Origin of the sequence: Treponema rectale (genome assembly GCF_014202035.1) — a bacterium.
GTDB lineage: Bacteria > Spirochaetota > Spirochaetia > Treponematales > Treponemataceae > Treponema_D > Treponema_D rectale.
Genome location: NZ_JACHFR010000002.1, coordinates 289,744 through 314,721, shown reverse-complemented (window position 1 = coordinate 314,721; position 24,978 = coordinate 289,744). Strand labels below are relative to the sequence as shown.

Below are 24,978 nucleotides of genomic sequence, written 5' to 3'. Positions count from 1 at the left end.
ATATATATGAAAAGAGTGGTGGGGATTTTAACAGGCGTACTTTGCCTTTTCAGTTTCTTTTCGGCCTGCAGGGAAAATATAGTTTCTTCTCCGGCTGGAAATGGTAATAATATTTATAATAACGGTAATTTAACTGCACCTAAGAATTTAAAAGCAACGCAGGGCGGTTATAGAAGTATTTCGCTTTCCTGGACAGCAGTTTCGGGTGCACTCAGGTATAAAATTTATGCTTCAGATTCAATTTATGAAGGAGATTTTGTACTTTTTGCAGAGACAGAAAAAAATTCATTACCTGGAAAAACAATTTCAAATTTAACCAGCGGACTTACAAAATATTTTAAAGTTACTGCCGTTGACGCTAATGAAAAAGAGGGTCCTGAAAGTACTATAGTTTGCGGTTCAACACTTGCTGTTCCTGTAATAACTTCAGTGGAACAGAATTCAGAATCAGATGAAACTGATGTAATTGTAAACTGGTGGATGGAAAACTGTACGGCAGAAACTTATGCTTCATCAGTTCAATATGAAGTTGTCTGCTACACGGATGAAAAGGGAAGTGCTACTGCCGGAACTGAACCTTTTATAACTGATGGAAGCCTTAGTGCAGAAATCAATGGCCTGTCTCCGAATACAACTTATTATTTTCAGGTAATTGCATCTTTGCAGGGTGCAGCTTATGAAGAAAAAAGTGACATAATAGATTCAGAAACTGCAAGAAAACTTACGCCGGAAAAAGCGCTTGATTTTACAGCAGAGCAGGGGGAATCAACAGAAAGTGTAACCTTGTCATGGACACTTCCGACTTTTGTTGACATAAAGGAAGGTTCAACTTATGCACGCCGTCCGATTTACTTTAAGGTTTACCGCAAGCTTTCTACGGAAGAAAATTTCAGTACGGTTCCTTATGTTGCATACATAGGTTCAAACTGTAATGTAAATGAAGGTTATGTAAGCAAATATATTTCTTCAAAAACAATCTATACTTTTAATGCACAGGATTGTTCAACAAATAATTCACTGCTTACAATTGAAGCGGCAGAAGCAACGGAAGAAAATTCTCTTTATCCTGATTATGTTGGCGGATATAAAATTTATTTTACGGATAAATCTGTTTTGAGAAATACCCGCTACGATTATAAGATTCAGTCTTATACAGATTATTACTATGATGAAAATACAACACCTTCATCTGCATCTTCAACTTCTTATTCAAAACTGACTACATCAGCTGCATCTGTTGTTCAGAGTGCAGGATGGCCGCTGGGAAAAACTTCCTTCAGTGTAAACAATCCAGAATACACAGTTGTTTATGATGAAGACGGAACAACCCCGTTAAGTTATAGCGGTGCAAGTCTTACGTTTAATTTTACTTTTAATGATACAGATGTTGAATCAGATTATACTTTTGTTCTTTCCAGAAAGAGAGTGTCGTTAACTGATTCTGAAGTAACTGAATATTCAACAAAAGATTTTTCTCTGGTGGCAGATTTAAATTCTTATGTTGATGAAATAAAACCTCTCCCGTCAATGAACGGCCGCTATACATATTCTGTAATCGTAAAAAAGAATTCTACGCAGAAAAATGTTGAAATGATTACTTCTCAGAAGAGCCGCTTTATAACTGCTGATCTGAATCCGCTTGAACTTGAAAACTTTTTTGTTCAGGACGGTTATTTAAATAAATATGAAATTTCGTTTTCTGCAACTTCAGGAAATACATATGTAATAAAAGAGTGTGATTCAAATTCTGATACGGAAGCTGAATGGAAAAATATTCTTACTTATGAATGTACTGAAGCTCAGGATTACATTTATGAATATAAGCCTGAGGATATTGCAAGTGGAGAAACCCGCTGGTTTAAGGCAGATATTTACAAAACAGAAACTCAGGAAAAAGGAAAGGGCGCTGATGCTGTTGAATGCGGAACTTTGGGAACTCCTTCAGTTACTATTTCTGACATCAGCTATACAGGAATGACTGTTTCTTTTGCAAAAGTAAATAAAGCTGACAGTTATGTTGTAAGTTATGTTTACGAAAATGATACGGATTCTCTTGCACTGGATTCTGATTTTGCAGGACAGACAGTTACGCTTTCTGAAAATGAAGCAGATGAATTCGGTAACTTTGAAATTCCTTTTACAAAAATTGCAGGATATGACAATGCGCAGTATGCCGGTCTTCCTCTGACGGTAAAAGTTGAGGCGATGAATTCTTCATTAGACGATGAAAATAAAATTGCTGTAGAAAAAAGTATGAAGCTGTTTGGTCCGGCAGCAACTATTGCAACAGTTTCTCAGGGAACAGCAGCAGGAAGTATTTCTGTAAGCTGGAATGCTTTTGAAGGTGCAAACAGTTATCTTGTTATCAGAAGATTTTATGATGCAACTGTAACTCCGGCTTTATGGTCTGATGATGTTATAAGTTACTGGGTTGATGGTTCAACCTGTGAGCTTTCTGAAGTGAATCAGAAAACAGCAAGTGTTTCTTTCGTAAGTCTGTCAGATGGTGTCTATACATTGAAGGACTGTGTAAGCGAAGAAATATTTACTGCAGACGGTTATAAGGAAGTTTATAAAAAACAGCAGTCGCGTCTTGCCTGGGGGCAGAAGTTTGAATATATAGTTGTACCGTTAAAAGAAGGAGAAATTTTAGGCGGAACATATGCTTCCGGAATTCTTGATGTGGAAAACGGAGCTTCTTATTCTTCCGGTGTAAGTAGTATTTCAAGAACAGGTTTTGCCCTTGGTTACGGAATAAAAGTAAATGCATCTAAGGGCTGGCAGACGGATGTATTAAATAAAGAGGATAAAGCAGATAATAATTCGATTTATGTTTCCTGGTCTAAACCGGAAATTCCTTCAGGAGATATTGTTTACTATATTTACAGATATGATGGTTCTTCATGGGAACTGACAGGTCAGACTTCATCGTTGTATTACATTGATACAAAAGCTGAGTACGGAAAAGTTTACCGCTATCTTGTAGGAATGAGCTGCGGAAGTGCACGTTCTTATCCAGTGAAGAATGAGAATGAAAGGGAGTATATGCTTTCTTATTATGATGGCGTTGCAGATTCAAATTATTCAGATAAATCTATAAATCATGGTTGGGTACTTTCTCAGCCAAAGGTTGTTGATGCAAATAAAAATGATTCTATGGGAACCATGGAAAAACTGATATGGACTGCAGCAGAAATAAATGAAGAAGCAAATTACGGAATAAACGGATATGTTATTGAAGTTCTCAGTAATGATTTAAGTGACTGGACGGAAGTTGCAAGTTATTCTTTTGATACGGCAGATAAAACTGCAAATTACAGTTATTCCTTTGATGGTTCTGCAAATGCTGCTACAAAAATTCTTCGTGACTATAAACATTTTTATCGCGTAAGAAGTTATGTTCTTCGGGATTCAAAATATTGTTATAGTGCTCCGACCGAATTTACTTTTGGTACTGAGGATGAATATGTTAAATGGGGAACTCGTGCACTTTCTGATGAGGAACTGGTGAAGAGTGCGATGTATTCTCTTGCATATGCGTTCTATTTGAATGATGGTGGCAGTGAAGATTTAAGTAATGCAGGAAATCATCTGAAGTATGGTGATGCCGGAACTATATCTGGAGAAAACGGAAGTGCCGTGTTTACAAAAGGAGAGCTTGCAGGTATTACGGATACTTCTCACTGGGGCAAATATAGTGCTAAGTATACCTTCAGTTCTTATACACCAAAAGTTTATGGACCGTTATCTGAATATACGGTTATGCCTGTAAAAATTTCCTGTGATACACATAAAGTATGGATGCAGGGATTAAGTGATTATTATCTATATGAGTTTGCTGATACTCACGATATTACAGTTGAAGGTTCTGTTTCTGCATTAAGCAGTCAGAGTGCTGTCATTAGTTTTTACTGTCCGAATAATAATACGATGACTTTAAAGTTGACTCGTAATGGAGTAACAAAAACAATTGTGGAAACTTCAGATAATACAACTCGAAGACAATGGTTCCCGATGCAGATTAGTGGTAATTCCGGATATGATCTTAATTCAGAAGAATATGGCTGGTGGTAAAAAAATGCAGCAGAAAAAATTTGTTTTACTTACTTTGATGATTTTTATTTTTACATCCTGCGCAGACTGGTTTCAGGGAAAAGTTGCAATGGATACAGATGCTGAGCAGAGTTCTCTTTCTGATTTTTTAACTCCGGAAGTTAAGATAGATCAGCTGGAGGCACCGGAGCAGGTTCTTGCTTCTCAGGGACTTTATTCAGGCACAATAAAATTAACGTGGAATGCTGTAGATAATGCAACTTCTTATACGGTAGAACGGGCATATGTAGAAGACAAGACTTCTATTGTAAATTATGATGAGCTGGATTTTTCTGTGGTTTCAGAATATTGTGCTAAAACAAATTATACGGATGTAATTTTAAAAAATCCAGGCAGTACGAATAAAGAATATGATTACCGGTATTATTATAAAATTACGGCGAAAAATATCGGTGAAGGTTATGAAGAAAGTGATTATTCAGCTGTTTCAGAAACACAGGGATGCGGCTGGCTGCTGGGAAGTCCAAAAAATACTGAAGCTTCAAAAGGTACATCTACAGAGTACATAAGAGTAACCTGGGATAAAATAAGCAATGCGGTTTCTTATAATATTTACCGTGGAGAAAAATCAAACGGTACTTCCATGGAACTGATAGACAGTGTTTATGGAAATCAGAATTATTATGAGAATACTGTTTTGACTTCTGAACAGGGAACAGAATTTTATTACAAGATTTCAGCAGTTACTAAAGAGGGAACAGTTTCTGCATTAAGTTCAATTGCAATGGGATATTCACTTTTGCCTGGTGCTCCTGAAACTCCGGTAAATGTAAAAGTAAACAACGGGCTTGCAGAAATCAGCAGAGGTGCTTCCGGTCTTAATGTAATGTGGGATGAAGTTGAAACCACTACCGGAACAATTTCTTATTCAGTGTACAGAACATCTTCTCAGGACAGTGAGTATACACTGCTTGCTTCAAATCTTACGACGCCGCTTTATACAGATAAATCGGGATTAAAGATAAGCGTTTATTACTATTATTATGTTCAGGCTGTCTGTACATCTGACGACGGTACAAAGATGAAGAGTCCGTTCTCAGAAAGCGGAAAGGCTTCTGAAAATCCTGCAGTAGGATTCCTTTTAAGTCCTCCGACAGAAATTCAGGTTCTTGATGGAAGTGATGAAGATCATGTTCTGATACAGTGGAAAGATTCAATCGGTGCGGAATATGATTCCATTAATTTTACGTATGCTGTTTATTATTCAGATAATATAGACGGACCGTATGTACTTTTGACAGAGCCGTCCGTTACAGAAAAAAATTCAGAAGACTATTATGAATTTGAAGTTGAAAAGAAAGCTTACTATAAACTTACGACAAAAAATCCGGATGGAACAGATACGGAAAGTGTAATGAGTGTTACTTATGCTCCAATGCCGTCAGCTCCTTCGTCTGTGACTGCTTCTAAAACACAGAAACTTTCTATAGTTGACTGGGATACTTCATATAATTCAAATAATGTTTATCCGGTTCAGATTGAATGGACGCTTCCTGAAAAAGATGTTCCTGCTGCATATTATATTTATCGTTCAACATCTCCTGATTCAGGATTTAAGAAAATTACTGAAACTCCTGTTACAGAACTTGTTTACGTTGACTACAATGCGAAGGCAAAGGCAAGCGTAATTTATTATTATAAAGTTGTTTCTTTGAATAATCTCTATCAGGGTAATAAGGGACTTGTTGATTATGGTTATGGTGCAATTACTCCTGACCAGTGGATGCGTGAATATAATAAAACAAGTCTTCGTTCACAGGAACATCTTACGCTTATGCATAAACCGAATGACATGGACAAGCTTGGTAAGGAAACTGTTAGCGGGGATGTTTCCGGAACGCTTTATTATAATGCAGCAATCGCCGGACTTGGTGCAGAAATCGTAATGAAATATACGGATTATGCAGACTATACTTATACTTACTTTACAAATGGTGAATGGATAGAAAAATCTCACTTCGTATTTAACGGAAACTCTGATACATCATCAAACATGAGTGCTAACGGAAATATGAAGGGAACTGTAACCTGTACAGGAATGTACCCTGGTTCAAATTATTACAATAATCTTGAAATAAAAAGTGGTGCAGCAGGCGGCGGTTATTACACCATAAGTGCACAGGATCTTGAAGGTAATGAAATTTATTCAAACGAGCAGGTTAACTGGAAAGTTGGAGAGGAAGGAAGATAAAATGAAAAAATATTTTTTTGCAGCATTTGTAGTTTTAGTTTCAGCAGTTTTTTTTGGATGTTATGAACCGAGTCCGCTTTACGGAACCTGGGCAGATAATAACGGCAACAAACTTTCATTTATGAATGACGGAAGTTTTACAGCATCAATAGAAAGCTCTGAAAAAGAAATCATTGATTATGAAGGAACTTATAGTGTTGTAGACAATGTTCTTGTTTTTAAATATTCAGTTGAAGGAAAATCTTATTCAATAAACAGTGAGTGGGATATCCGCGGTGCAATGCTTTATCTTGACTGGATAACAAGTGATACATCAAAACATCTTACTCTTTATCATACAAGTAAGTAGCAGGCTGAATATGAAGAAAGTTTTTTTTGCAGCATTAGTATTTTTATTTTGCAGTGGTTCAGTTTTTGCCCAGAGTGAAGCGCAGAATTCAGAAGAAGAACTTAATCCTAAAACTGGATTTCCTGTTATAAAAGATATTCCGTATATTGTTTTTGATGAAGGATTAAGTTTTGCTTCTGTTACGCGACTTGAAAAAGAATCGGGCCGTTCTAATTTTGTATGGACGGATTATATGATAGGTGCGTATTTTGCAATACAGTCGGTAAATATTAAGCCTGTAGACAGCATTATAAAGATAAGTGCTTATTATCCGTTTGCACATGATTTTAATGATGTAGAACAGCTGGCAAAGCAGACACTTTTATATGCCTTTGATTTATTTGCCGGTCCTGTTTTTGAAGCAAGCATGTGGGAATATGTTCGCCTCAGATATGCGATAGGTTTGCACTACATGTATCAGCTCAGTGATGAATATCATTATCATTATCTTGGACTTGGACTTATTGCAGGTCTTGATCTTCCTGTAGCACACCGGTGGAATATTATTGTAAACGGCGGTTTTGATCTGGATTATCCTAATCTTGGAACGAATAAACATGTACAGCCTTATGATTATTCCTGGCAGTATCATTTTGATGTGGGAGTTCGTTACAGCAGAAAGAAGACAAATAAGTATTCTTACGTAAGGCAGATTAAAAAACTATTTTAAAATATTTTGTCTTAACGGTGACAACATTTTTCAAATAAAGTAAAATACTCTTCCATGAAAGTAGCAGTAATTGGAAACGGTGGACGCGAACACACAATCGCTTGGAAGATTGCTCAGAGCAGCAATGTTGAAGAGGTTATCTGTATTCCTGGAAACGGCGGTACAGCATTAGAAAACAAGTGCCGCAACGTAGAAGTGCAGAATTCAGATTATGCAGGAGCTGCAAAAGCAAATGGATGTACGCTTGCTGTTGTTGGCCCTGAGAATCCGCTTTCAGAAGGTGCAGCAGATGCTTTGTGGGCAGCAGGTATTCCTGTTATAGGACCAAAAAAAGCAGGGGCTCAGCTTGAGGCAAGTAAGGATCTTGCAAAAGCATTCATGAAAAAGTACGGAGTTGCCTGTGCAAAAAGCGAAACATTTACTGATGAAAAATCTGCTCTTGAATATGTTGAACAGCAGGGAGCACCGATTGTAATAAAAGCAGATGGTCTTGCTGCCGGAAAGGGTGTTGTTGTTGCACTTACCCTTGATGAAGCAAAGCAGGCCGTAAAAGATTTGATGGAAGGATCTGCAGTTGGAGATGCCGGAAAGAAAATTGTAATTGAAGAATATCTTCGCGGAGTAGAGATTTCTGTTCTTGCAGCAGTCAGCGTTACTCCTGAATATGCAAAAGAAGGAAAAGCTGCCATAGCTTCTTTCTTAAGTGCCCGTGATCATAAACGCCTTCTTGATGGTGCAAAAGGTCCTAATACCGGTGGAATGGGTGCTATCTGTCCTGTTGATGATTTTACTGAAGATCTTAAGAAAAAATTTTATGAAGAAATAGAATTTCCTACTTTACGGGGTCTTGTTGAAGAAGGCTACGATTATCGCGGATTTATTTTCTTCGGTATCATGCTTACAAAAGACGGACCTAAAGCTCTGGAATATAATGTTCGTCTTGGTGACCCGGAAACACAGGCTGTTCTTCCGATGATGGATTTTGATTTTGTAGAAATGTGTCAGGCTATAATCGACGGTAACTTGAAGAACTTTGATTTTAAGTGGAAGTCTGGTTATCAGGTTGCTCCGGTTGCAGTAAGCGGAGGATATCCTAAGGCATATAAAAAAGGAATGACGATTTCTGAAGATAAAGCTAAAGTTGAAGAAACTGGAGCAAAGATTTTTATAGCAGGTGCCGTTGCAGAATCTGAATCAGGAAAAACTGTTCTTAAGACAAGCGGAGGACGTGTTCTTGCCTGCTCAGCACATGGTTCAACTTTTGATGAAGCCTGGAAAAAATCTTATGCAGCCCTTGAAGCAGTAAGTTTTGAAGGTATGTTCTATCGTAAAGATATCGGACTTCCTGGAGCTGCAGAATCTAATTAGTAATATAAACCTGAGCTGCATATCATCGGCTCAGGTTCTTTTTTTTAAGAAAGCTTGCTTTTACAGCACAGGTTGCAGCCGGAAACAACAACGTGTTTTTTGCCGTCACTTGTTTTGTTAAAAAGATGAGCAACCAGATGTCCTGTTTTGCTGTCAACCTCTTTGTGGCAGACAGGACATTCTCTTTTTATGCCGGATTCTGTTGAAGGATAACAGTGCGGGCATCCTTTTATAATACATAACTGGTCGCTAACGCTCATAGGGCGGTATATCCTGGTAAATAAATCTTCTCCCGGGTAAAGAGGGCTGCTGCAGAGGGGACAGTTTACAAGAAGACCTTTAGCTGCTGCTGCATCCCGTTTTTCCCTGCGTTTTTTCCAGGCTTTTTCCTGTTTTCCGTAGGCTTTATAGTTAATAAAAAAATTAAGGAGGAACACAAGAACGAGAAGTGATCCTCCGAGTAAAATATATTCCATGAAGTCTATTTTAAAATGAAGCGGCGGGCTGCCGCAATAGGAATTCAGAATTATTTTTCCAAATCTTCGCTGCCAAAACTGAGGGGAAGAATTTCTTTAAGAGTTTTTACAATATAATTGTCCGGTGATTTACCAAGAATGATTTCAAAATCATCTTTGCAGAATTCCCGCATAACCTGACGGCATACACCGCATGGAGGACAAAAATCTTTTATAATTCCGTTTGGACCTCCAACTATTGCAATGGCCTTAAATGTTTTTTTACCTTCACTTATTGCTTTGAAAAAAGCAGTACGTTCAGCGCAGTTTGTTGGACCGAAAGCCGAGTTTTCTATGTTGCAGCCTGTGTAAATTTCATCTTCTGTTGTAAGAAGTGCAGCTCCGACGTGAAAATGTGAATATGGAACGTAAGAAAAGTTCAGCATTTTTATGGCTTCTTCAACCAGCTTTTTGTATGTCGCATTTTTATCCATAAATTACCTCCAGAAAATTTAGTGGTAACGAACAGTATAACACAGAAAAATTCAGTTGTGAATTAAAATCTTTTGTAAATAACGGTAAATAGAAAAGAAGATAAGTAGGGTATTGCAGTTGAGAAAGCGGGCTGCACATTGTAAAATAGTTCTATGAAAAACATTAAGAGTATTTTGTCCGTATTGCTGTCGGTTGTTTTTGTTTCCTGTTCATCAACAAAGGTTCCTGTTCCGGAATATATATCTGATTGTCATGAATATTATGATGAGGGAATTTATTTAAGCGCAGTAGGTGAAGGCAAGACTCTGGAAGAAGCAAGAATTGCTGCTGCTGTAGAAATCAGCCGTTACATTCAGACAGAAATTGATTCAAATGTAAAAATAGAAATGTTTTATAAAGAAACAGATGGAAAAATAAATTTAAATGAAAGTTCTTCTAGTGTAAATTCATCAAAATCGAATTTTATTTTTACGGGGCTTGAGTATTCTGAAGTTTATAAGCCGAAGAAAACTTATTATATTGCCGCTTATATAGAAAAAGCAAAGGCGTATAATCAGGTAAATGTAGAAACAAAAATTCTTATGAATGAATTCCTTGAATTGTATTCCGCAGCAGAAAAAGAAGATCCTCTTTCAGCAGTTTCTGATTTTTCTAAAGCAAAACAGTTTACGCCTGCTTTAATTGAAAAAATAAATATTCTTACAGCCATTGATTCTGGTCGTGCTGCAGATGAATATGCAGAGTGTACAAAAAAGATTTCGCTGCTGGAAACAAAGAAGAATGAATCATTAAAAAAGAGTGCCGTGCAGATTCAGAAAATTGATGAAGATTATGAAAATATTATTTATTCCCAGGTAGAAGCATCTTTGAAAAATGCCGGGCTTGGAGTTTCAAAAGGAGCTGCTGCCTATAAGGCAAATGTAACTGTTGATTTAAATAAAGTAACTGAAGGCGATGGAGAACTTCTTGTTGCCCGTCCGTCTGCAGAAATAGAGATTCTTTATAAAGATGAAACGGTTTATACAATCACTGTTTCGGTTGACGAAAAAACCCTTGCTTACGGCATGGATAAACTCCGGCGGGAATCATTAAAAAAATTAGCAAAGAAAATTGCCGCTGATTTCGGAAAGGATTTTTCTGCAAGATAATAGCAAAAAACTGTGAATTTATATAAACTATCTTCAACTTAAATCGGGAGATATAAAATGATTTTTACGCCGGTAGAAATAGAAGAAACCGTAAATATGTTCAGTCATCAGAATCTTGATGTTCGCTGCATTACAATGGGAATTAATCTTCTTGATTGTGCAGATTCAGATGAAAAAAAATCTAATCAGAAAATTTATGACAAGATTATGCGTACTGCAGGAAATCTTGTTAAGACCGGACAGGATATAGAAAAAGAAATGGGAGTTCCGATTATTAATAAAAGAATTTCCGTAACACCTATTTCTCTTGTTGCAGGTGCCAGTGGAGCAAAGAGTTATGTTTCTTATTGTAAGACCCTTGACCGCTGTGCAAAAGAACTGGGCGTAAATTTTATCGGTGGATTCAGTGCACTTGTTCAGAAAGGAATTACCCCGGCTGACAGAACTTTAATTGAATCAATACCGGAAGCACTTTCTGTAACAGATAACGTATGTTCTTCTGTGAATGTTGGTACGACAAAAAACGGAATCAACATGGATGCCGTAAAACTTATGGGAGAAATCATTAAGCAGACGGCAGATCTTTCAAAAGAAAATCCTGTTAACGGTTGTGCAAAACTTGTAGTATTCTGCAATGCACCGGAAGACAATCCGTTTATGGCCGGGGCATTCCATGGACCTGGAGAAGGAGACTCTGTAATCAATGTTGGTGTTTCCGGACCTGGAGTTATTCTTGCAGCAGCACGTCAGTTTAAAGGAAAACCGATTAATGAACTTGCTGACGGAATTAAAAAGATGGCATTTAAAATTACCCGCATGGGTCAGCTTGTAGGAACAGAAGCAGCTCGTCGTCTTGGCGTTAAGTTTGGTATTCTTGATTTGAGTCTTGCACCAACTCCTGCAGTAGGTGATTCAGTTGCACGTATTCTTGAAGAAATTGGTCTTGAAGGTGCCGGTGCTCCTGGAACAACAGCTGCTCTTGCAATGCTTACTGATATGGTAAAGAAAGGCGGTGTTATGGCATCAACAAACGTCGGCGGCTTAAGCGGTGCATTTATTCCAGTTTCAGAAGATGAAGGAATGATAAATGCCGTTAAACAGAATTCAATCTGTCTTGAAAAGCTTGAAGCTATGACAACAGTTTGTTCAGTAGGTCTTGATATGATTGCAATTCCTGGAGATACAACTGCAACTACAATTTCCGGAATTCTTGCAGATGAATTTGCAATCGGAATGGTTAATAATAAAACAACTGCATGCCGTCTTATTCCTGCTCCTGGAAAAAAGGCCGGTGACTGGGTTGAATTTGGCGGACTTCTTGGCGGATGTCCTGTAATGCCGGTAAACAACTTCAGCTGTGCAGATTTCATTAATCGCGGCGGACGTATTCCTGCTCCTATTCATTCATTCAGGAATTAGGGAAAACTTTAACTGCATAAGATTTTTGAAATCAAGTAATTAATACATATATATAGAAGAAAAAAGCATCGTTTGTGTACGCAGGCGGTGCTTTTTTTATGGTCTAAATTTGAATTTAATATTCCGGCATGTTAAAATTCGGGTTATGAAGAGATTTTTTATAAAATCCGCAGTTTTTGCGGCAGTAACATTATCAGTCTTCTCATTTTTTAGTTGCAAGGATTTGTTTAACATGCAGATTCCTAAGTCAGTGTCGGTTGCAACTGATGCAGAATATAATGTAAATCTTGGAACAATGAAATACAGTCTGTCTGATACTTTAAGCACTTCTGCAATTACAGAACAGATGCAGGAAAGTCTTGGCAACAGCATGCAGCTTTATAATTATATTCAGGATGATGCTGCTGATACAGAAAAAGATGAAAGTGACATCCTGTCTTACGTGCTTCATTATCCGGTTTATGAAGTACCGGTTGATATTGGTTCTTATCTTGATGATCTTGATTTTGACAGTGTTTTCTCCAGTGCAGATTTTGGATTTAATTTTGACCAGACTATTTCTGTTCCGTCGGTAAGCGGAACATCTACTACTCCGATTGGTCTGGATTTTATGGATGAGTTTAAAGAAACTATTGATGAAAATCTTTCTGCAAACAGTTTTACTATTGATACTTGTTATGAACCTGGTATTAAACAGGAACTTGAATCTAATCATGGATCAATTTCTATTGTTTCTGAAGCAGAAAAAATTTATTACAAAACAGGTTCTGCAATAGAAATTACTTTTGAAAAAACAGATTCCAATGCCTGTACGGAAGGGTTTGTATTTGAAGGAATGGGATTTCTTTCTTCCGATGGAACTTCAAGTGACTTAGGAGGAAGTGACTGGGTCAGTGTAAAAGACGGTGGCACTATAGAGATTCCTCTGGATAATGCAGAAGGACTGCCTTCAGAATTTTATGTATGCTTGAAAGGTAAATCTTCTGGTGGAGATTTAGGAACTGCTCATAGTTATAAAGTAAATATAGGACTTGCTGACGGTTCTGATCTTTTGAGAGTTGAAAACATAAAAAAACATTCAGCAGATTTTGGAATTGATCCGGTTGATTTTCAAATGGAAGTAAGTACTTCTGAAATGGAAGGGCTTTTTAATTCTGCAACAATAAGCGACGGAAATATTGAATTGTCTACAAGTCCGATAAGCGGATGGTCTGGAGTTGATACAGAAATTGAATTTAATTTTGCCGGAAACACGATTTCTGGTTCTGATATAACAGATGGTCCATCTGCTGCAACAACTTTGTTTGATAAAGTAGCAGATATTTCCGGAACAGTAATTACTCCTTCTGAAACTCCGATTGCAATTGGAGGAACGGTAACTGTTGAAGTTTACGGAGCAACAATAGATTTTACTACAGATGTTTCTTCTCTTGAGATTGCATATTCTTATGAAATAAATTCTCTCTCTGATGTAGAAATAGATCTGACGTCACCTAAATACAATAACATTCAGACAAGTTATTCCCTTTCTACAGATGGAACTGGCAGCTGCATTGAACTTACGGATCAGCTTACTAAATATGTAAAGTCCATAACATTTGGAGAACAGTCAGGTACTTCTTATTACAAGCATAATTCTTCAGGAAATCTGGATAATACAATTCCTGCAGAAGGACTTGGGTTTAAGTTTACACTTGTAAATACACTTGATACTGATGATCTTACGATTAATGTAAATTCAAATATAATGAATTATCACCTTACGAAAAATCTTTCTACAACAAGTGATTCCGGTGAAAGTCAGACTTGGGTTCAGTATCCTGAAGTAGATTTTACAGCGCTGAATACTTCTCAGAAAAATTATGTTGATTTTACTTTTGAATTTGCAAATACAACTATTACATTAAATTCTATAACACTTGGTCAGGATTATAAACTTTCTCTTGCATTTGAAAAAATGCTTTATGACTGGGACTCTGTAACGTTAAACTCCGATGGAACTTCTGTTGATGGAGAAAACAGTCTTGAGAGTTTTGATCTTTCTTCTCTGCTGGACGGTCTTTCTCTTGATGAGGAATCAATAAAGAATATTAATATTGCAACGCTTCCTGTATTTTTTTATGCACAGAAGCCGACATCCACTGATGACAGTTTGTCTGATATTTTAAATGCACTGCATCTTTCTGGAAAAATCAGTATTGATTATACAACGACGGATTCAAGCGGAAATACTCAAAATGATTCAGTTTACGTACTTGGTTCAGAAAGTTCAGGAGAAAATTTGAATTTTATGACAGATACTGTTCCGTGGCCTGCTGATATTTCTACTATAATTGCCAGTGATGAAACAGCTGCGGCTCTTGCGGCAGAAGGAAAAGTTTTTGATTCTGAAGTGCTTCCTTATCTTAATGAAGCAAATGCAGATAAGTACAGTTTTACAACAGATCTTGCAGATATTATAAATGCTTATCCTGAAACAATGAATTTTAAATATTCGCTTGCTTTAGGAGGAACAAATTCTGATACGGTAATTTATTCTCAAATGCTTTCAAATATTTCTTCTGGAGGCAGCGGTTCAGAAAGTACAGTCAGTGATACCAGCATAAAGATAGATATGGCAATTATTCTTTCTTTTAATCTTGAATTAAAGGGAGACATTGTAGTTGATATAATGAGCTTCTATAAAGATGACTGGGCTACATCAGATGAAGATTTGCTTAGCAGGGATAGTGCTTCAACTTACGAAAAGTATGCTGAGTATTGTGATGCAATAGACAGCTTTGCCATGTATTACAGAATTGATAATGAAGTTTTCAATGGGCTTGATTTTAAAGCCGGCATTGATGATTCATATACAGGAATTCAAAAAGAAATAGATTTAAGTGAAGGAAAATTAAATACACTTTCATTTTCTTCACGAGAGATAGAAAAGATACTTACAACATATCCGTTCCATCCGTCTGTAACAATGACGTTAACGGGTGGCACAGAATCTTCGCCAAAAGATCTTACCATGTCCCGCAAGCAGATGGATTCTGAAGATGGAGCATATCTTGGTGCATCAGTTAAACTTAAGCTTGATTTGAGTAATCGTGCTTATATAAAAATCTGGGGAGAGGACTGATTATGAAAAAGATTTTGTCAGCAGTTTTAATCAGCGTTGTTTCCTCATTAACAGCTTTTGCACAGCTGCGTCCTGCTTCAAGATATCTTGATATCGGTATAGATGCAGATTTTGGTTTTTCTCAAAACACCTTTGGAATTACAGAAGTTTTGGTTGAGCATCTTGAAGTTGATCTTACAGAAATGGCAGATGCAATGACAGACGAAGGACTTGTTTTTGCATTTGGAACAGAAGAAAAGTTTTTTGTAAACATAAATACCGGTGATGATAAGAATAAAGGTTTTGGTTTTTATCTTGATGTAAATGGTACAGGAAGGTTTACAACAGGCAAAGGTCTGTTTGATTTTCTTGGACATGGAAACGCTGACGGTAAAATTTCTACGGCATTAAGTGCGCAGAGTGAAATGTTTATTGAAACCGGTGCAACTATAAAAACTAAAATCGGAAAGTTCGGCTGGACATTTAAGCCTGCTTATTATATTCCTGTGTATTATCTGCCGTATACAAAAATGTCTATGGATGTTTCTACGGAAGATGCAGGTTATACGCTTCGTGCATACGGAACGGCTGAGTATTCCGTTCATTCTAACTTTGATTTGAGAAAAGCTTTTGATGAGGATTTCAAATATGTGGGAACCTCTGCTTTGATGTCTGCGTTAAAAGATGATGCACCGGCAATTCTTTCCGGCGGAGGAATTTCTTTTGGTGCTGAATGTGAGTATCAGTTATTTAATACTCTTTGTGTAGCTGCGTATACGGATATTCCTGTTATTGCGGGAAGGCTTAAGTATGAAACGGCTGGTTCTGCAACTGTTGAAGCAACTTTAGGAACAGTTCTTGATTGTGTAGGAACAGATGAGTCTCTGGAAAAATCCTGGTCAAAGGATTTGAATCTTGGAGAAACAAAAACTTCTACATATAAAGTTCGTACTCCATTCAGGCTTGGGGTTGAAGCAGCATGGCGTCCTTTTGGTGACTGGTGTACATTCAGGCCGTTACTTGGTATTGCGGCACGAAATCCGTGGGGTGATGATTTTTCAAAAGAAGAAAGCATATTTTTTGAATATGAACTTCGTGCAGAAATGGCAGTGCTTTATTTTATGAAGTTTAATTTTGCTTCACTTTACAGAAATGAAATTTTTTCTCAGCACTTCGGTTTTGGGTTAAATTTCCGTTTGTTTGAATTAGGTGTTGATTTTGCAACATGCGGTGCCGATTTTGCAAAGACCTGGTCTATATCCGGACTTGAAGCAAAAGCAGGGATAAGATTCGGATTTTAAAAAACACACTGTTACTAAAATTAGAAACACTTTCATAAAAACTGCACTTTCAGTATACTATTCAGAACAGCAGAGATTCTGCACAACTTTGTGTAAGGAAAAAAACATGAATAAGATTCTTGAAAAGAAGCAGCTTTCAGAAAATGTTTTCTACATTAAATTTGAAGCTCCTGACATTGCAAAAAATCGTAAAGCGGGTCAGTTTTTGATTGTAATGGTTGATCAGGATTTAACGGAGCGTATTCCGCTTACAATCGCTGATGCAAATGCAGAAGAAGGTTGGGTTGCAATTGCATTCCAGCCGGTTGGAGCTTCAACATACAAACTTTCAAAGTTAAATGCCGGTGATTATCTTGGTGGCGTTCTTGGTCCTTTGGGAACTCCTTCTGAAATTAAAAAATATGACCGCCCTGTAGTTTGTGTAGGTGGTGGTTTTGGTACAGCTCCATTGTATCCTATTGTTCAGGCTCTTAAAGCAGCCGGTAATAAAGTAATTCTTATTGAAGGTGCACGTACAAAAGATCTTCTTATTTTCGTTGATGAAATGAAAGCCGTATGTGATGAAGTTATTATTTGTACGGATGACGGTTCTGCCGGAGAAAAATGTGTTACGACAGTTCCTCTTGAACGTCTCTGTCAGAGTGATGTTCCACCTGCAGAAGTTATTGCAATCGGACCTCCGATAATGATGAAGTTCTGTGCTCTTACAACAAAGAAATATAATGTTAAAACAACAGTTTCTCTCAATACAATCATGATTGACGGAACAGGAATGTGCGGCGGTTGTCGTGTAAGTGTTGGCGGTAAAACAAAGTTCGTTTGTGTTGACGGACCTGATTTTGATGCACATGAAGTTGACTGGGATAATATGATGATGCGTATGAAGAGCTTCAAACCTCAGGAAACAGAAGCATTCCATAAGTGTAAGTCTGGAATTTTTAACTAATCCATTCTGCCGGAACATTATTCAGATCAGGAGTTATATTTTATGTCAGAATATATTTCATCAGAACAGCTTGCACAGATTGGTGAAGCTGAATATAAGAAACTTCAGGAACTTGAATCAAAAGCTCCTCTTACAAATAAAGACCGTATGGCAATTCCTCAGCAGGAAATGCCTGTAGGTGAACCAAAAGAACGTGCACGTCAGATGACAGAAGTTGCACTGGGTTATACAAAAGAACAGGCAATTGTAGAAGCAAACCGCTGTCTTCAGTGTAAAAACATGCCGTGTGTAAACGGATGTCCTGTTAATGTTCGTATTCCTGAATTTATTGCACAGGTTGCAAAGGGTGAATTTAAAAAGGCTGTTGATATTATTAAAACAACAAACCTTCTTCCTGCAATTTGTGGTCGTGTATGTCCTCAGGAAAAACAGTGTCAGTCTCAGTGTACTGTAGGAAAAGTTTACAAGAGTGCGGAAAAGGCTGTATGTATCGGTCGTCTTGAGCGCTTTGTTGCTGATTACGAACGCGAAAACAATCTTACAACTAATCCGGAAATTGCTCCTTCAACAGGAAAGAAAGTTGCAGTTATCGGTTCTGGTCCTGCTGGTCTTACCGTTGCCGCTGATTGTCGTAAAGCCGGACATGACGTAACAGTATTTGAAGCTTTCCATAAAGCCGGTGGTGTTACAGTTTACGGTATTCCGGAATTCCGTCTTCCAAAATCAATTGTTCAGAATGAAGTTGCTAATCTTGAAAAGATGGGCGTAAAGTTTGAGTACAATTATCTTGTTGGACGTACATCTACAATTCAGCAGTTCCTTACAGAAAAAGGATTTGATGCAGCATTTGTTGGAACTGGTGCAGGTCTTCCAAAATTCTTTGGTATTCCTGGTGAAAACTATATTGGTGTTTTCTCTGCTAATGAATATCTTACCCGTGCAAATCTTATGAAGGCTTATAAGAAGGGAGAAGCTGATACTCCTTATTATGAAGCAAAAACTGTTGTAGTATGTGGCGGCGGTAACGTTGCAATGGATGCTGCACGTATGGCACTTCGTCTTGGTGCAGAAAAAGTTTACATTGTATATCGTCGTACCCGTGCAGAAATGCCGGCTCGTCGTGAAGAAATTGCACATGCAGAGGAAGAGGGAGTAGAGTTTAAGTTCCTTGAAAATCCTGTTGAAGTTCTTGGTAATGAAGAAGGCCGCGTAACAGGTATTAAAGCTCTTTCTTATGAACTTGGTGAACCGGATGCTTCAGGTCGCCGTCGCCCTGTTGAAATCAAGGGAAGTGAACATGAGATTCAGTGTGATGCCGTTGTAGTTGCATTGGGAAATAATTCTAATCCTCTTATTCCTGCAACAACTCCGGATATCAAGGTTGATGATCACGGTCATATTACTGTTGATGAAAAACAGGAAACAAGCATGGCAAAAGTTTGGGCAGGCGGAGACATTGTTCTCGGTGCTGCAACTGTAATTCTTGCTATGGGTGAAGGCCGCAAAGCTGCAGCTTCAATTAACGAATATCTTGCAAAATAAAAAGTAATACTTGCTTGAATTTATAAAGGGCTGTTTGGAAGAGAAACTCTTACCGAACAGCCCTTTGTTTTTTTTAACAGTGCTGTGCAATCTGTGCAATCATCTGGGCTGTTTTTTCAACTCCTACGAGAGAACTGTTAATCAGTAAATCATAATGAATGCGGTTGCCCCAGGTTCTTTCTGTAAAAGTGTTGTAATGATTAGCGCGGCGTTTATCAATAAGCTTAACTTCTTTTTCTGCAGTTGCCGGATCAAGACCTTTCTGTTCAATAGCGCGTTTTACTTTATCTGCCAGCGGTGCATAAATGAAAATATTAAGAAGATTATCAGGATTGATTTCATCACAGTGGCGGAGAATATAATCAGAACATCTTCCGACGATTACACATGGTCCTTTTTTTGCAAGATCAATTATTACACGGCGCTGGGCATTAAATACCTGATCTGCAAGAGGCATTGCAGGAGCCTGAGTATTCATACCGAGGCGGGATGAAGTTCCTGGTGTAGCATAACTTGCACCAAGTAAAAGCGTATAAAGCCATCCGGAAGAAATATTCTGTTCATTTTTTTGAATAAAATCTGGAGACAGACCGGAATCTTTTGCAGTCATATCGATGATTTCTTTATCGTAAAAAGGAATACCTAAAATTTCTGCGGTTTTCTGGCCGATAGTGTGTCCGCCTGAACCGTATTCACGGCTTATAGTAATAATCTTATTCATAAAAACTCCTTTAAAGCCCTGGCGGCAGCCACGCGACAAGGAAGTCGCGGACAGCAGTTGCAGGCTTTAGATATATGTCGAATCAGACAAATAAATTTTAAAATAAAATTTTTTTCAATTAATTATAGCACATTTTTTTAATCAGATAAATTTTTTTCTTTTTCAAAAAAAGTTTCAGAACCTGTAGGTGTATCCAAGGGAAACTTCAAACCATTCAAATGAAGCACCGCAGGTATCGTTACTGGAATTATATGTTCCGGTTTTACTGCCTACAGAATAAGCGGTTGAACCTTTTATTGTATCAATGCACATGAAGTTTGTTTTAACGAAGGCTGCATGATGGGCATTAAAATATTTTCCTACTGTGAGTCCCAGTTTATATCCGCTAAAAAATTCATGCATCGTATCATAGAAGTAATAATTAGTTGTAAGGTGAGAATCAAGAGACTGAACATAGATAAAAGGATTTACTGCAAAAGAAAGCACAGTATAAAAATCCTGATGGAAGTTTAAATTAAAAGAAAGACCCGCCCATGTTACATAAGAAATTCGTTCCAGCTGAATTACGTCTCCGAAAAAATCTGATGTATGAGAAAAGACAGGATCATTGTATGTATGCTTTGGAGAATCATTTTTGTTTTCATAACCATATTGTCCGCTGCCACCTTTTCCTGTAAAGCTGGAATAGGAATATTCAAATTCTGCAAATGGAGAAAGGGCAATAGAATTTATTTTTAATGCATTAAACGGTGCTGCAGAAAGATTATTAAATTCTATTGAATAAGAAAATTGTCCGCTGAAACCGTAATATAAATTTAAATGATTCGTGTGATTTGAATAATCGGTTTTTACACCATAGAGTTCTTCTGTCGGATCAAGAACATTAATGTTTTGCCAGTCAGAGTCATACATTTTTCCTGTATCAGACGGCAGTGCGATTTTTGCTCCTGCAGAAAGCATAAAGTTTTTATATTCCCCGGAAGCATTCAGATTAAAAAAATAAACCGGACTTTCTTCCCAGTCAAGCCGGCTGAGGGTTACAGAATCTCCGTTTATATTTTTAGTGTATACAAATTCTTTTTGTTCTCCGCTTCTGACAGTAACTGATGGAGAAATTTCCAGGCTCTGTGAAAAACATACCGAAGCTGACAATAAAAAAGTAAGGGAATTAAATATTTGTTTTTTCATGCCTTAAATTATATCGTATATATGGAATTATTGGTAAAAAAAATTAAAGACAGTATCAGACTTTTTTAAGTGCCGGATATTTTTTATAATGTGATTATGAAAAAAATACGTATTCTGGATCTGGTAATAATACTTCTTGTTGTATCAGCCGGAATCATTTTAATTATAAAAACTACACTTCATTCTGCTTCAATAGTTTCGGTAAAAGCAGACGGTAATGAATATGAATATTCTGCAAATGCAGAGGGAATATATAAAGTAAAGGGCAGGTTAGGTTTTACAACTTTTGAAATAAAAAATGGAAAAGTAAGGATAATAGATTCTCCCTGTCCTAATAAAACCTGTATCAGGCAGGGATGGCATGCACCTGTAGTGTGTCTTCCCAATGATGTGATCATAACACTAAAAGGCAATGAGGATGATTATGATGCAGTTGCACAGTAAAAGTAAGACCGCGTATTTTTGTGCCCTTGCACTTTTGTTTTCGTATGTCGAAATTATCATACCGAGAGTTGTTCCTTTTTTTAGATTCGGGCTTGCAAACATAGCAGTACTTCTGGCATTGAATCTGTCTTTCAGTTCATTCATATTGATATCATTAATAAAAGCAATAGCCGGGTCTTTGATGAGCGGCATTTTGTTTACGCCGTTTTTTTTAATTTCTCTTGCACAAAGTTTTTTCAGTGCATTCATAATGTACTTGCTTTATATGTTTAATAGATTTGCAAAGCAGAAACTTTTTTCGGTCTATGGAATTTCTGTCATAGGTTCAGCTGTAAGTGCAGTTGTTCAGATTTATTGCAGTTCGCTTTATTTGGGAGAAGGAACTTTCATACTTCTTGGACCTATGCTGATTTTTAATACTGTAAGCGGAATCATTACAGCTTTTTTCAGCACAAAGATTTTTTTGCCGGAAGAAATAAATTTACAGCTGGATACCTGTATTTTTGAAAATGATTCTTCAAAGACCAGACTGCATCTGTTTATTGCGCTGTTAATTTTTTTTGCTTGTGCATCAGTATTTTTTATAAATAAATTATTTTTATTAACCGGAATATTTATTGCTGCTCTGATTATACAAAAATTATGTAAAAGAAGAATTTATTTACTTCCTCATATTTCTCTCTGGCTGTTTATTTTTATTTCGACAGTATTTGTTCCGGATGGAAAAATTATTTTTAAAATCTGGAATGTTTCTTTTACGCAGGGAGCACTGATAACGGCATTACAAAAATCTTTAAGGCTTTCTGCCGTAAGTGCATTCAGTCAGTGTGCAGTCTGTCTGAGACCGCCGGAAGGAACAATACTTGCGCTGACACTTCAATATTACAGAAAACTCAGTGATACATTCAGGTCAGCACAAGGAAATATTTTTAGAAGAATAAAAATTACTCTGGGTCAGCAGTAATATTTTCTTCTAACGGATCTACTTTAAAAATCTTAGCAAACTGTTTTCTAAGTGCATCCATGTCTTTCTGATATGGAGCTGTAAACGTCATGAGTTCTCCAGTTTTCGGATGCTTGAGTTCCAGCTTATAAGCGTGAAGGGCAAGACGGTTGAGCAAAGGACGTTCTTCTTCCACATCACCATTGTAGCGGCGTTTAAAATCACTTAAGCGGACAGGTTTTTGATTTCCGGAATAAAGAGGGTCACACACAATATCAAATCCGTTTGCATGAAGATGAACACGAATCTGGTGAGTGCGGCCCGTGTGTGGTTTTGCTTCTATCCAGGAATATTCACTGCAGCTTCCGAGAAGTCTGAAATCCGTAACAGAAGGTTTACCAAATTTTTTGTTTATAACAGTGCGGTGCCTGTCGTCTCCATCCGGCTGGAGAGGAAGAGTTACATGTAAGTCATTCCACATCGGGCGTCCATGAACCAGACAGTGATAAGTTTTCTGAACTTCACGGTTTTCAAAAGCCATGGAAAGTGCTTTGTGAGCTTCTGCGTTGCGGGCATAAATAACAAGACCGCTGGTGTCCTTATCAATACGGTGAACTGCATATAATGTACCGAATTCTTTTTCTGCCTCAACATCAAGTCGAGGTGCATTTGCATCGTATCGGTCAGCAGCAACTAAAAGTCCTGAGCGTTTGTTCAGCACAACGATATCATCATCTGAATAGACAGTCGTAAAATCAGCAATTTGTTTCATAAGAGAAAGTATAATGGAAGATTGTTGAAAATGAAATACTCCGGTTTGTTGCCATATAAAATTATCACTGTTAGAATGAATCTATGCGAAATATAAAGAAAATTTTTTGTTTATGTTTATTAGTGTTTTTTTCTGCAGGGCTGTTTGGAGAAGACTCTGAGTTCAATTATTCCAAAGAATGGCATGTTTGTGTGGGCTCATATAAAGTAAAAAAGAATGCCTTAAATCGTATTGAACAATTGAAAAAGTATGATATAGAAACTTTTTGTAGTGAAGCATCTGTGAAGGATGAAGTTTATTACAGACTTATTACAAAAGAAAAGTTTGATTCAATTCAGGATGCAAGAAAGTACAGGGATGAATTAAGTTCTTTAAAAACGGCAGATGAACTTGGATTAAAAGGCTTGTGGGTATGTCAGCGGATGATAAAAAAAAGCTCAGTAAAACTTGAAAAAAATTCTGTTGATGAAAATACCTTTACTGAAGAAAAACCTTATTCTGTTGTGATAAATACTTACAAAGAAGAAAGTGTTGCACAAACAGATAAAGAACGTTTAAAAGAAAAAGAAATAGATTCTTATATTGTAAAAAAATATGATGACGAAGAATTGTTTTCTTTTGATTTAAATTCCGGTGCTTATAAAACTAAAGAAGAGGCTGAACAGCATAAAGAAATAATCGAAGAAGCAGGAGTTGTTACAAAAGAAGTTGTTGATTTTACGCAAGAAAAGGAAGCAATAAAAAAATACGATGAAGTTGTTCAAAATGAAGATATAGTTTTTGATAATGGTATTTATGTTGCTCCAGAAATTCTTTCGGAATCAGTTCAGAACGTGCTTAATAATTTTCCGGTAAATAAATTTTATCAGATAGAAGAAGCATATATTTTTGACGTAAAAAACTGTCGTAAGAATGAACTTTCGTATGGATCAGGGAGTTTTGTTTCTGAGTTGCTAAAAAGAGAGGACGTGATTGCGTGCTCCAGCGTTCTTTATAATGATGAACTTTTTAATAAGCAGATAATTGTATTTATGGTTGAAGCAGATGAAACTTTTGATTTATTTAAAGAGGAGAGCGTAGCGGTTGCTTCACAGAATTTTAAAATCAGAGATGGAATTTTACATTGTGATATTTATGAAACAGATATAGCCGGATCTGATAATAAAGAATATATTTTACATGGTAATTGTCCTGAAAAAAATCTTTATCTTTACATGTACAGTGAAAATTTTACGCAGGAAGAATTTTTAGCATTCCTGGATTCTAATTCAGAAGGAGAAGATCTTCTTATTTATCCTCAGATGCGAAGAACCCTTTTAGTTCTTCCTGATGAAAATTCTGAAATAGAAAGAGAGTTTTGTTATTTTGAATTAAAGAAAATCGGCATGGATTATGCAAGAGAAAAAAATTATTCAAACTGGTCTATACCAATAGTTGGACACTGGAATGCAAATGCATATATTGCTCAGAATTCAGAACAGATAAAGATTAATTTTTTTGATCTTGATTATGATTATAATGCAAAGAGTATTCATCAGATATTTATGGATGAAAAGAGTGCTATTTTCATTGACGATGATAATCATCCTCAGGAAATAAATGATGTTTCAGGATGGTATTTAAATAATCTTTCTGGAAAAGAACTTTCCTTTTCAATAAAATCTTACATAATCGCAATCGACAGTAATATTTATTCCGGTATTCAACTTAAAGATCTGTATAATACAGGATTGGATTTAAAAATCTGGAAGTAGATTTTTTGTGTATATAC

General features: G+C 36.8%; 19 protein-coding genes. 14 read left to right on the top strand and 5 right to left on the bottom strand.

What is annotated here, in order from left to right; genetic code table 11:
• The first annotated feature begins 6 nt into the window (after positions 1-6).
• The 5 genes from HNP77_RS06030 to purD are packed head-to-tail and all read left to right on the top strand — an operon-like array spanning position 7 to position 8,730.
• Positions 7-4,074 carry a fibronectin type III domain-containing protein gene (locus tag HNP77_RS06030; protein ID WP_184652275.1) on the top strand — a complete coding sequence of 1,356 codons (4,068 nt, stop codon included), beginning with the start codon at positions 7-9 and terminating at the stop codon, positions 4,072-4,074.
• Entirely contained in the window at positions 4,040-6,304 is a 2,265-nt protein-coding gene (locus HNP77_RS06025) for a fibronectin type III domain-containing protein (protein ID WP_184652274.1), read from the top strand. Before HNP77_RS06030 ends, HNP77_RS06025 begins: the two co-directional genes overlap by 35 nt.
• 1 nt (position 6,305) lies before the next feature.
• Positions 6,306-6,653 (top strand): hypothetical protein, encoded by a 348-nt coding sequence (locus HNP77_RS06020; protein ID WP_184652273.1) that lies wholly within the window; start codon positions 6,306-6,308, stop codon positions 6,651-6,653.
• Positions 6,654-6,663: 10 nt separating this feature from the next.
• Complete coding sequence (locus HNP77_RS06015) at positions 6,664-7,362, top strand: hypothetical protein (RefSeq protein WP_184652272.1); 699 nt, start codon at positions 6,664-6,666, stop codon at positions 7,360-7,362.
• A gap of 54 nt (positions 7,363-7,416) precedes the next feature.
• Positions 7,417-8,730, top strand: coding sequence for a phosphoribosylamine--glycine ligase (purD, locus tag HNP77_RS06010; protein WP_184652271.1), 1,314 nt, complete (start codon positions 7,417-7,419; stop codon positions 8,728-8,730).
• A 44-nt stretch (positions 8,731-8,774) separates the two neighbouring features.
• On the opposite strand, the gene HNP77_RS06005 is transcribed toward purD, so the two are convergent.
• Entirely contained in the window at positions 8,775-9,206 is a 432-nt protein-coding gene (locus HNP77_RS06005; RefSeq protein WP_184652270.1) for a hypothetical protein, read from the bottom strand.
• A gap of 50 nt (positions 9,207-9,256) precedes the next feature.
• Entirely contained in the window at positions 9,257-9,679 is a 423-nt protein-coding gene (locus HNP77_RS06000) for a cytidine deaminase (protein ID WP_184652269.1), read from the bottom strand.
• 153 nt (positions 9,680-9,832) lie between these two features.
• Between HNP77_RS06000 and HNP77_RS05995 the strand changes: the two genes are divergently transcribed.
• From HNP77_RS05995 to gltA, 6 genes are all read left to right on the top strand, one after another.
• Positions 9,833-10,828 (top strand): LPP20 family lipoprotein, encoded by a 996-nt coding sequence (locus HNP77_RS05995; RefSeq protein WP_184652268.1) that lies wholly within the window; start codon positions 9,833-9,835, stop codon positions 10,826-10,828.
• A 57-nt stretch (positions 10,829-10,885) separates the two neighbouring features.
• Positions 10,886-12,247: a PFL family protein gene (locus HNP77_RS05990; RefSeq protein ID WP_184652267.1), complete on the top strand. Its 1,362-nt coding sequence runs from the start codon at positions 10,886-10,888 to the stop codon at positions 12,245-12,247.
• 145 nt (positions 12,248-12,392) lie between these two features.
• Positions 12,393-15,371, top strand: coding sequence for a hypothetical protein (locus HNP77_RS05985; RefSeq protein ID WP_184652266.1), 2,979 nt, complete (start codon positions 12,393-12,395; stop codon positions 15,369-15,371).
• A gap of 2 nt (positions 15,372-15,373) precedes the next feature.
• Positions 15,374-16,651 (top strand): hypothetical protein, encoded by a 1,278-nt coding sequence (locus HNP77_RS05980; protein WP_184652265.1) that lies wholly within the window; start codon positions 15,374-15,376, stop codon positions 16,649-16,651.
• Between the two features lie 106 nt (positions 16,652-16,757).
• Positions 16,758-17,597, top strand: a complete 840-nt coding sequence (locus HNP77_RS05975; RefSeq protein WP_184652264.1) for a sulfide/dihydroorotate dehydrogenase-like FAD/NAD-binding protein — start codon at positions 16,758-16,760, stop codon at positions 17,595-17,597.
• A 42-nt stretch (positions 17,598-17,639) separates the two neighbouring features.
• The gene (gltA, locus tag HNP77_RS05970) at positions 17,640-19,139 is read left to right on the top strand and encodes an NADPH-dependent glutamate synthase (protein WP_184652263.1); all 1,500 of its coding nucleotides are present in this window, start codon (positions 17,640-17,642) and stop codon (positions 19,137-19,139) included.
• Between the two features lie 73 nt (positions 19,140-19,212).
• On the opposite strand, the gene HNP77_RS05965 is transcribed toward gltA, so the two are convergent.
• A complete protein-coding gene (locus HNP77_RS05965) occupies positions 19,213-19,860 on the bottom strand; it encodes a cytidylate kinase-like family protein (RefSeq protein ID WP_184652262.1) in 648 nt (215 codons plus the stop codon).
• A gap of 174 nt (positions 19,861-20,034) precedes the next feature.
• Positions 20,035-21,048: an omptin family outer membrane protease gene (locus tag HNP77_RS05960; protein WP_184652261.1), complete on the bottom strand. Its 1,014-nt coding sequence runs from the start codon at positions 21,046-21,048 to the stop codon at positions 20,035-20,037.
• 96 nt (positions 21,049-21,144) lie between these two features.
• Here HNP77_RS05960 and HNP77_RS05955 point away from each other — a divergent pair, with 96 nt between their 5' ends.
• Both HNP77_RS05955 and HNP77_RS05950 read left to right on the top strand, forming a co-directional pair.
• A complete protein-coding gene (locus HNP77_RS05955; RefSeq protein WP_184652260.1) occupies positions 21,145-21,492 on the top strand; it encodes a NusG domain II-containing protein in 348 nt (115 codons plus the stop codon).
• On the top strand, positions 21,461-22,456 hold the full coding sequence (locus tag HNP77_RS05950; RefSeq protein ID WP_343042529.1) for a Gx transporter family protein: 996 nt from the start codon (positions 21,461-21,463) through the stop codon (positions 22,454-22,456). The genes HNP77_RS05955 and HNP77_RS05950 overlap by 32 nt, the downstream gene beginning before the upstream one ends.
• Here HNP77_RS05950 and HNP77_RS05945 read toward each other — a convergent pair.
• The gene (locus HNP77_RS05945) at positions 22,437-23,207 is read right to left on the bottom strand and encodes an RluA family pseudouridine synthase (protein WP_184652258.1); all 771 of its coding nucleotides are present in this window, start codon (positions 23,205-23,207) and stop codon (positions 22,437-22,439) included. The genes HNP77_RS05950 and HNP77_RS05945 overlap by 20 nt on opposite strands.
• Positions 23,208-23,290: 83 nt before the next feature.
• On the opposite strand from HNP77_RS05945, the gene HNP77_RS05940 reads away from it, so the two are divergent.
• A complete protein-coding gene (locus HNP77_RS05940) occupies positions 23,291-24,961 on the top strand; it encodes an SPOR domain-containing protein (protein WP_184652257.1) in 1,671 nt (556 codons plus the stop codon).
• The last annotated feature ends 17 nt before the right edge of the window (positions 24,962-24,978 follow it).

What these genes read in the sequence shown, in the direction of transcription:
- HNP77_RS06030 (WP_184652275.1), top strand. Translation starts at nt 7, where the DNA reads ATGAAAAGAGTGGTGGGGATTTTAACAGGCGTACTTTGCCTTTTCAGT.
- HNP77_RS06025 (WP_184652274.1), top strand. Translation starts at nt 4,040, where the DNA reads ATGATCTTAATTCAGAAGAATATGGCTGGTGGTAAAAAAATGCAGCAG.
- HNP77_RS06020 (WP_184652273.1), top strand. Translation starts at nt 6,306, where the DNA reads ATGAAAAAATATTTTTTTGCAGCATTTGTAGTTTTAGTTTCAGCAGTT.
- HNP77_RS06015 (WP_184652272.1), top strand. Translation starts at nt 6,664, where the DNA reads ATGAAGAAAGTTTTTTTTGCAGCATTAGTATTTTTATTTTGCAGTGGT.
- purD (WP_184652271.1), top strand. Translation starts at nt 7,417, where the DNA reads ATGAAAGTAGCAGTAATTGGAAACGGTGGACGCGAACACACAATCGCT.
- HNP77_RS06005 (WP_184652270.1), bottom strand. Translation starts at nt 9,206, where the DNA reads ATGGAATATATTTTACTCGGAGGATCACTTCTCGTTCTTGTGTTCCTC.
- HNP77_RS06000 (WP_184652269.1), bottom strand. Translation starts at nt 9,679, where the DNA reads ATGGATAAAAATGCGACATACAAAAAGCTGGTTGAAGAAGCCATAAAA.
- HNP77_RS05995 (WP_184652268.1), top strand. Translation starts at nt 9,833, where the DNA reads ATGAAAAACATTAAGAGTATTTTGTCCGTATTGCTGTCGGTTGTTTTT.
- HNP77_RS05990 (WP_184652267.1), top strand. Translation starts at nt 10,886, where the DNA reads ATGATTTTTACGCCGGTAGAAATAGAAGAAACCGTAAATATGTTCAGT.
- HNP77_RS05985 (WP_184652266.1), top strand. Translation starts at nt 12,393, where the DNA reads ATGAAGAGATTTTTTATAAAATCCGCAGTTTTTGCGGCAGTAACATTA.
- HNP77_RS05980 (WP_184652265.1), top strand. Translation starts at nt 15,374, where the DNA reads ATGAAAAAGATTTTGTCAGCAGTTTTAATCAGCGTTGTTTCCTCATTA.
- HNP77_RS05975 (WP_184652264.1), top strand. Translation starts at nt 16,758, where the DNA reads ATGAATAAGATTCTTGAAAAGAAGCAGCTTTCAGAAAATGTTTTCTAC.
- gltA (WP_184652263.1), top strand. Translation starts at nt 17,640, where the DNA reads ATGTCAGAATATATTTCATCAGAACAGCTTGCACAGATTGGTGAAGCT.
- HNP77_RS05965 (WP_184652262.1), bottom strand. Translation starts at nt 19,860, where the DNA reads ATGAATAAGATTATTACTATAAGCCGTGAATACGGTTCAGGCGGACAC.
- HNP77_RS05960 (WP_184652261.1), bottom strand. Translation starts at nt 21,048, where the DNA reads ATGAAAAAACAAATATTTAATTCCCTTACTTTTTTATTGTCAGCTTCG.
- HNP77_RS05955 (WP_184652260.1), top strand. Translation starts at nt 21,145, where the DNA reads ATGAAAAAAATACGTATTCTGGATCTGGTAATAATACTTCTTGTTGTA.
- HNP77_RS05950 (WP_343042529.1), top strand. Translation starts at nt 21,461, where the DNA reads ATGAGGATGATTATGATGCAGTTGCACAGTAAAAGTAAGACCGCGTAT.
- HNP77_RS05945 (WP_184652258.1), bottom strand. Translation starts at nt 23,207, where the DNA reads ATGAAACAAATTGCTGATTTTACGACTGTCTATTCAGATGATGATATC.
- HNP77_RS05940 (WP_184652257.1), top strand. Translation starts at nt 23,291, where the DNA reads ATGCGAAATATAAAGAAAATTTTTTGTTTATGTTTATTAGTGTTTTTT.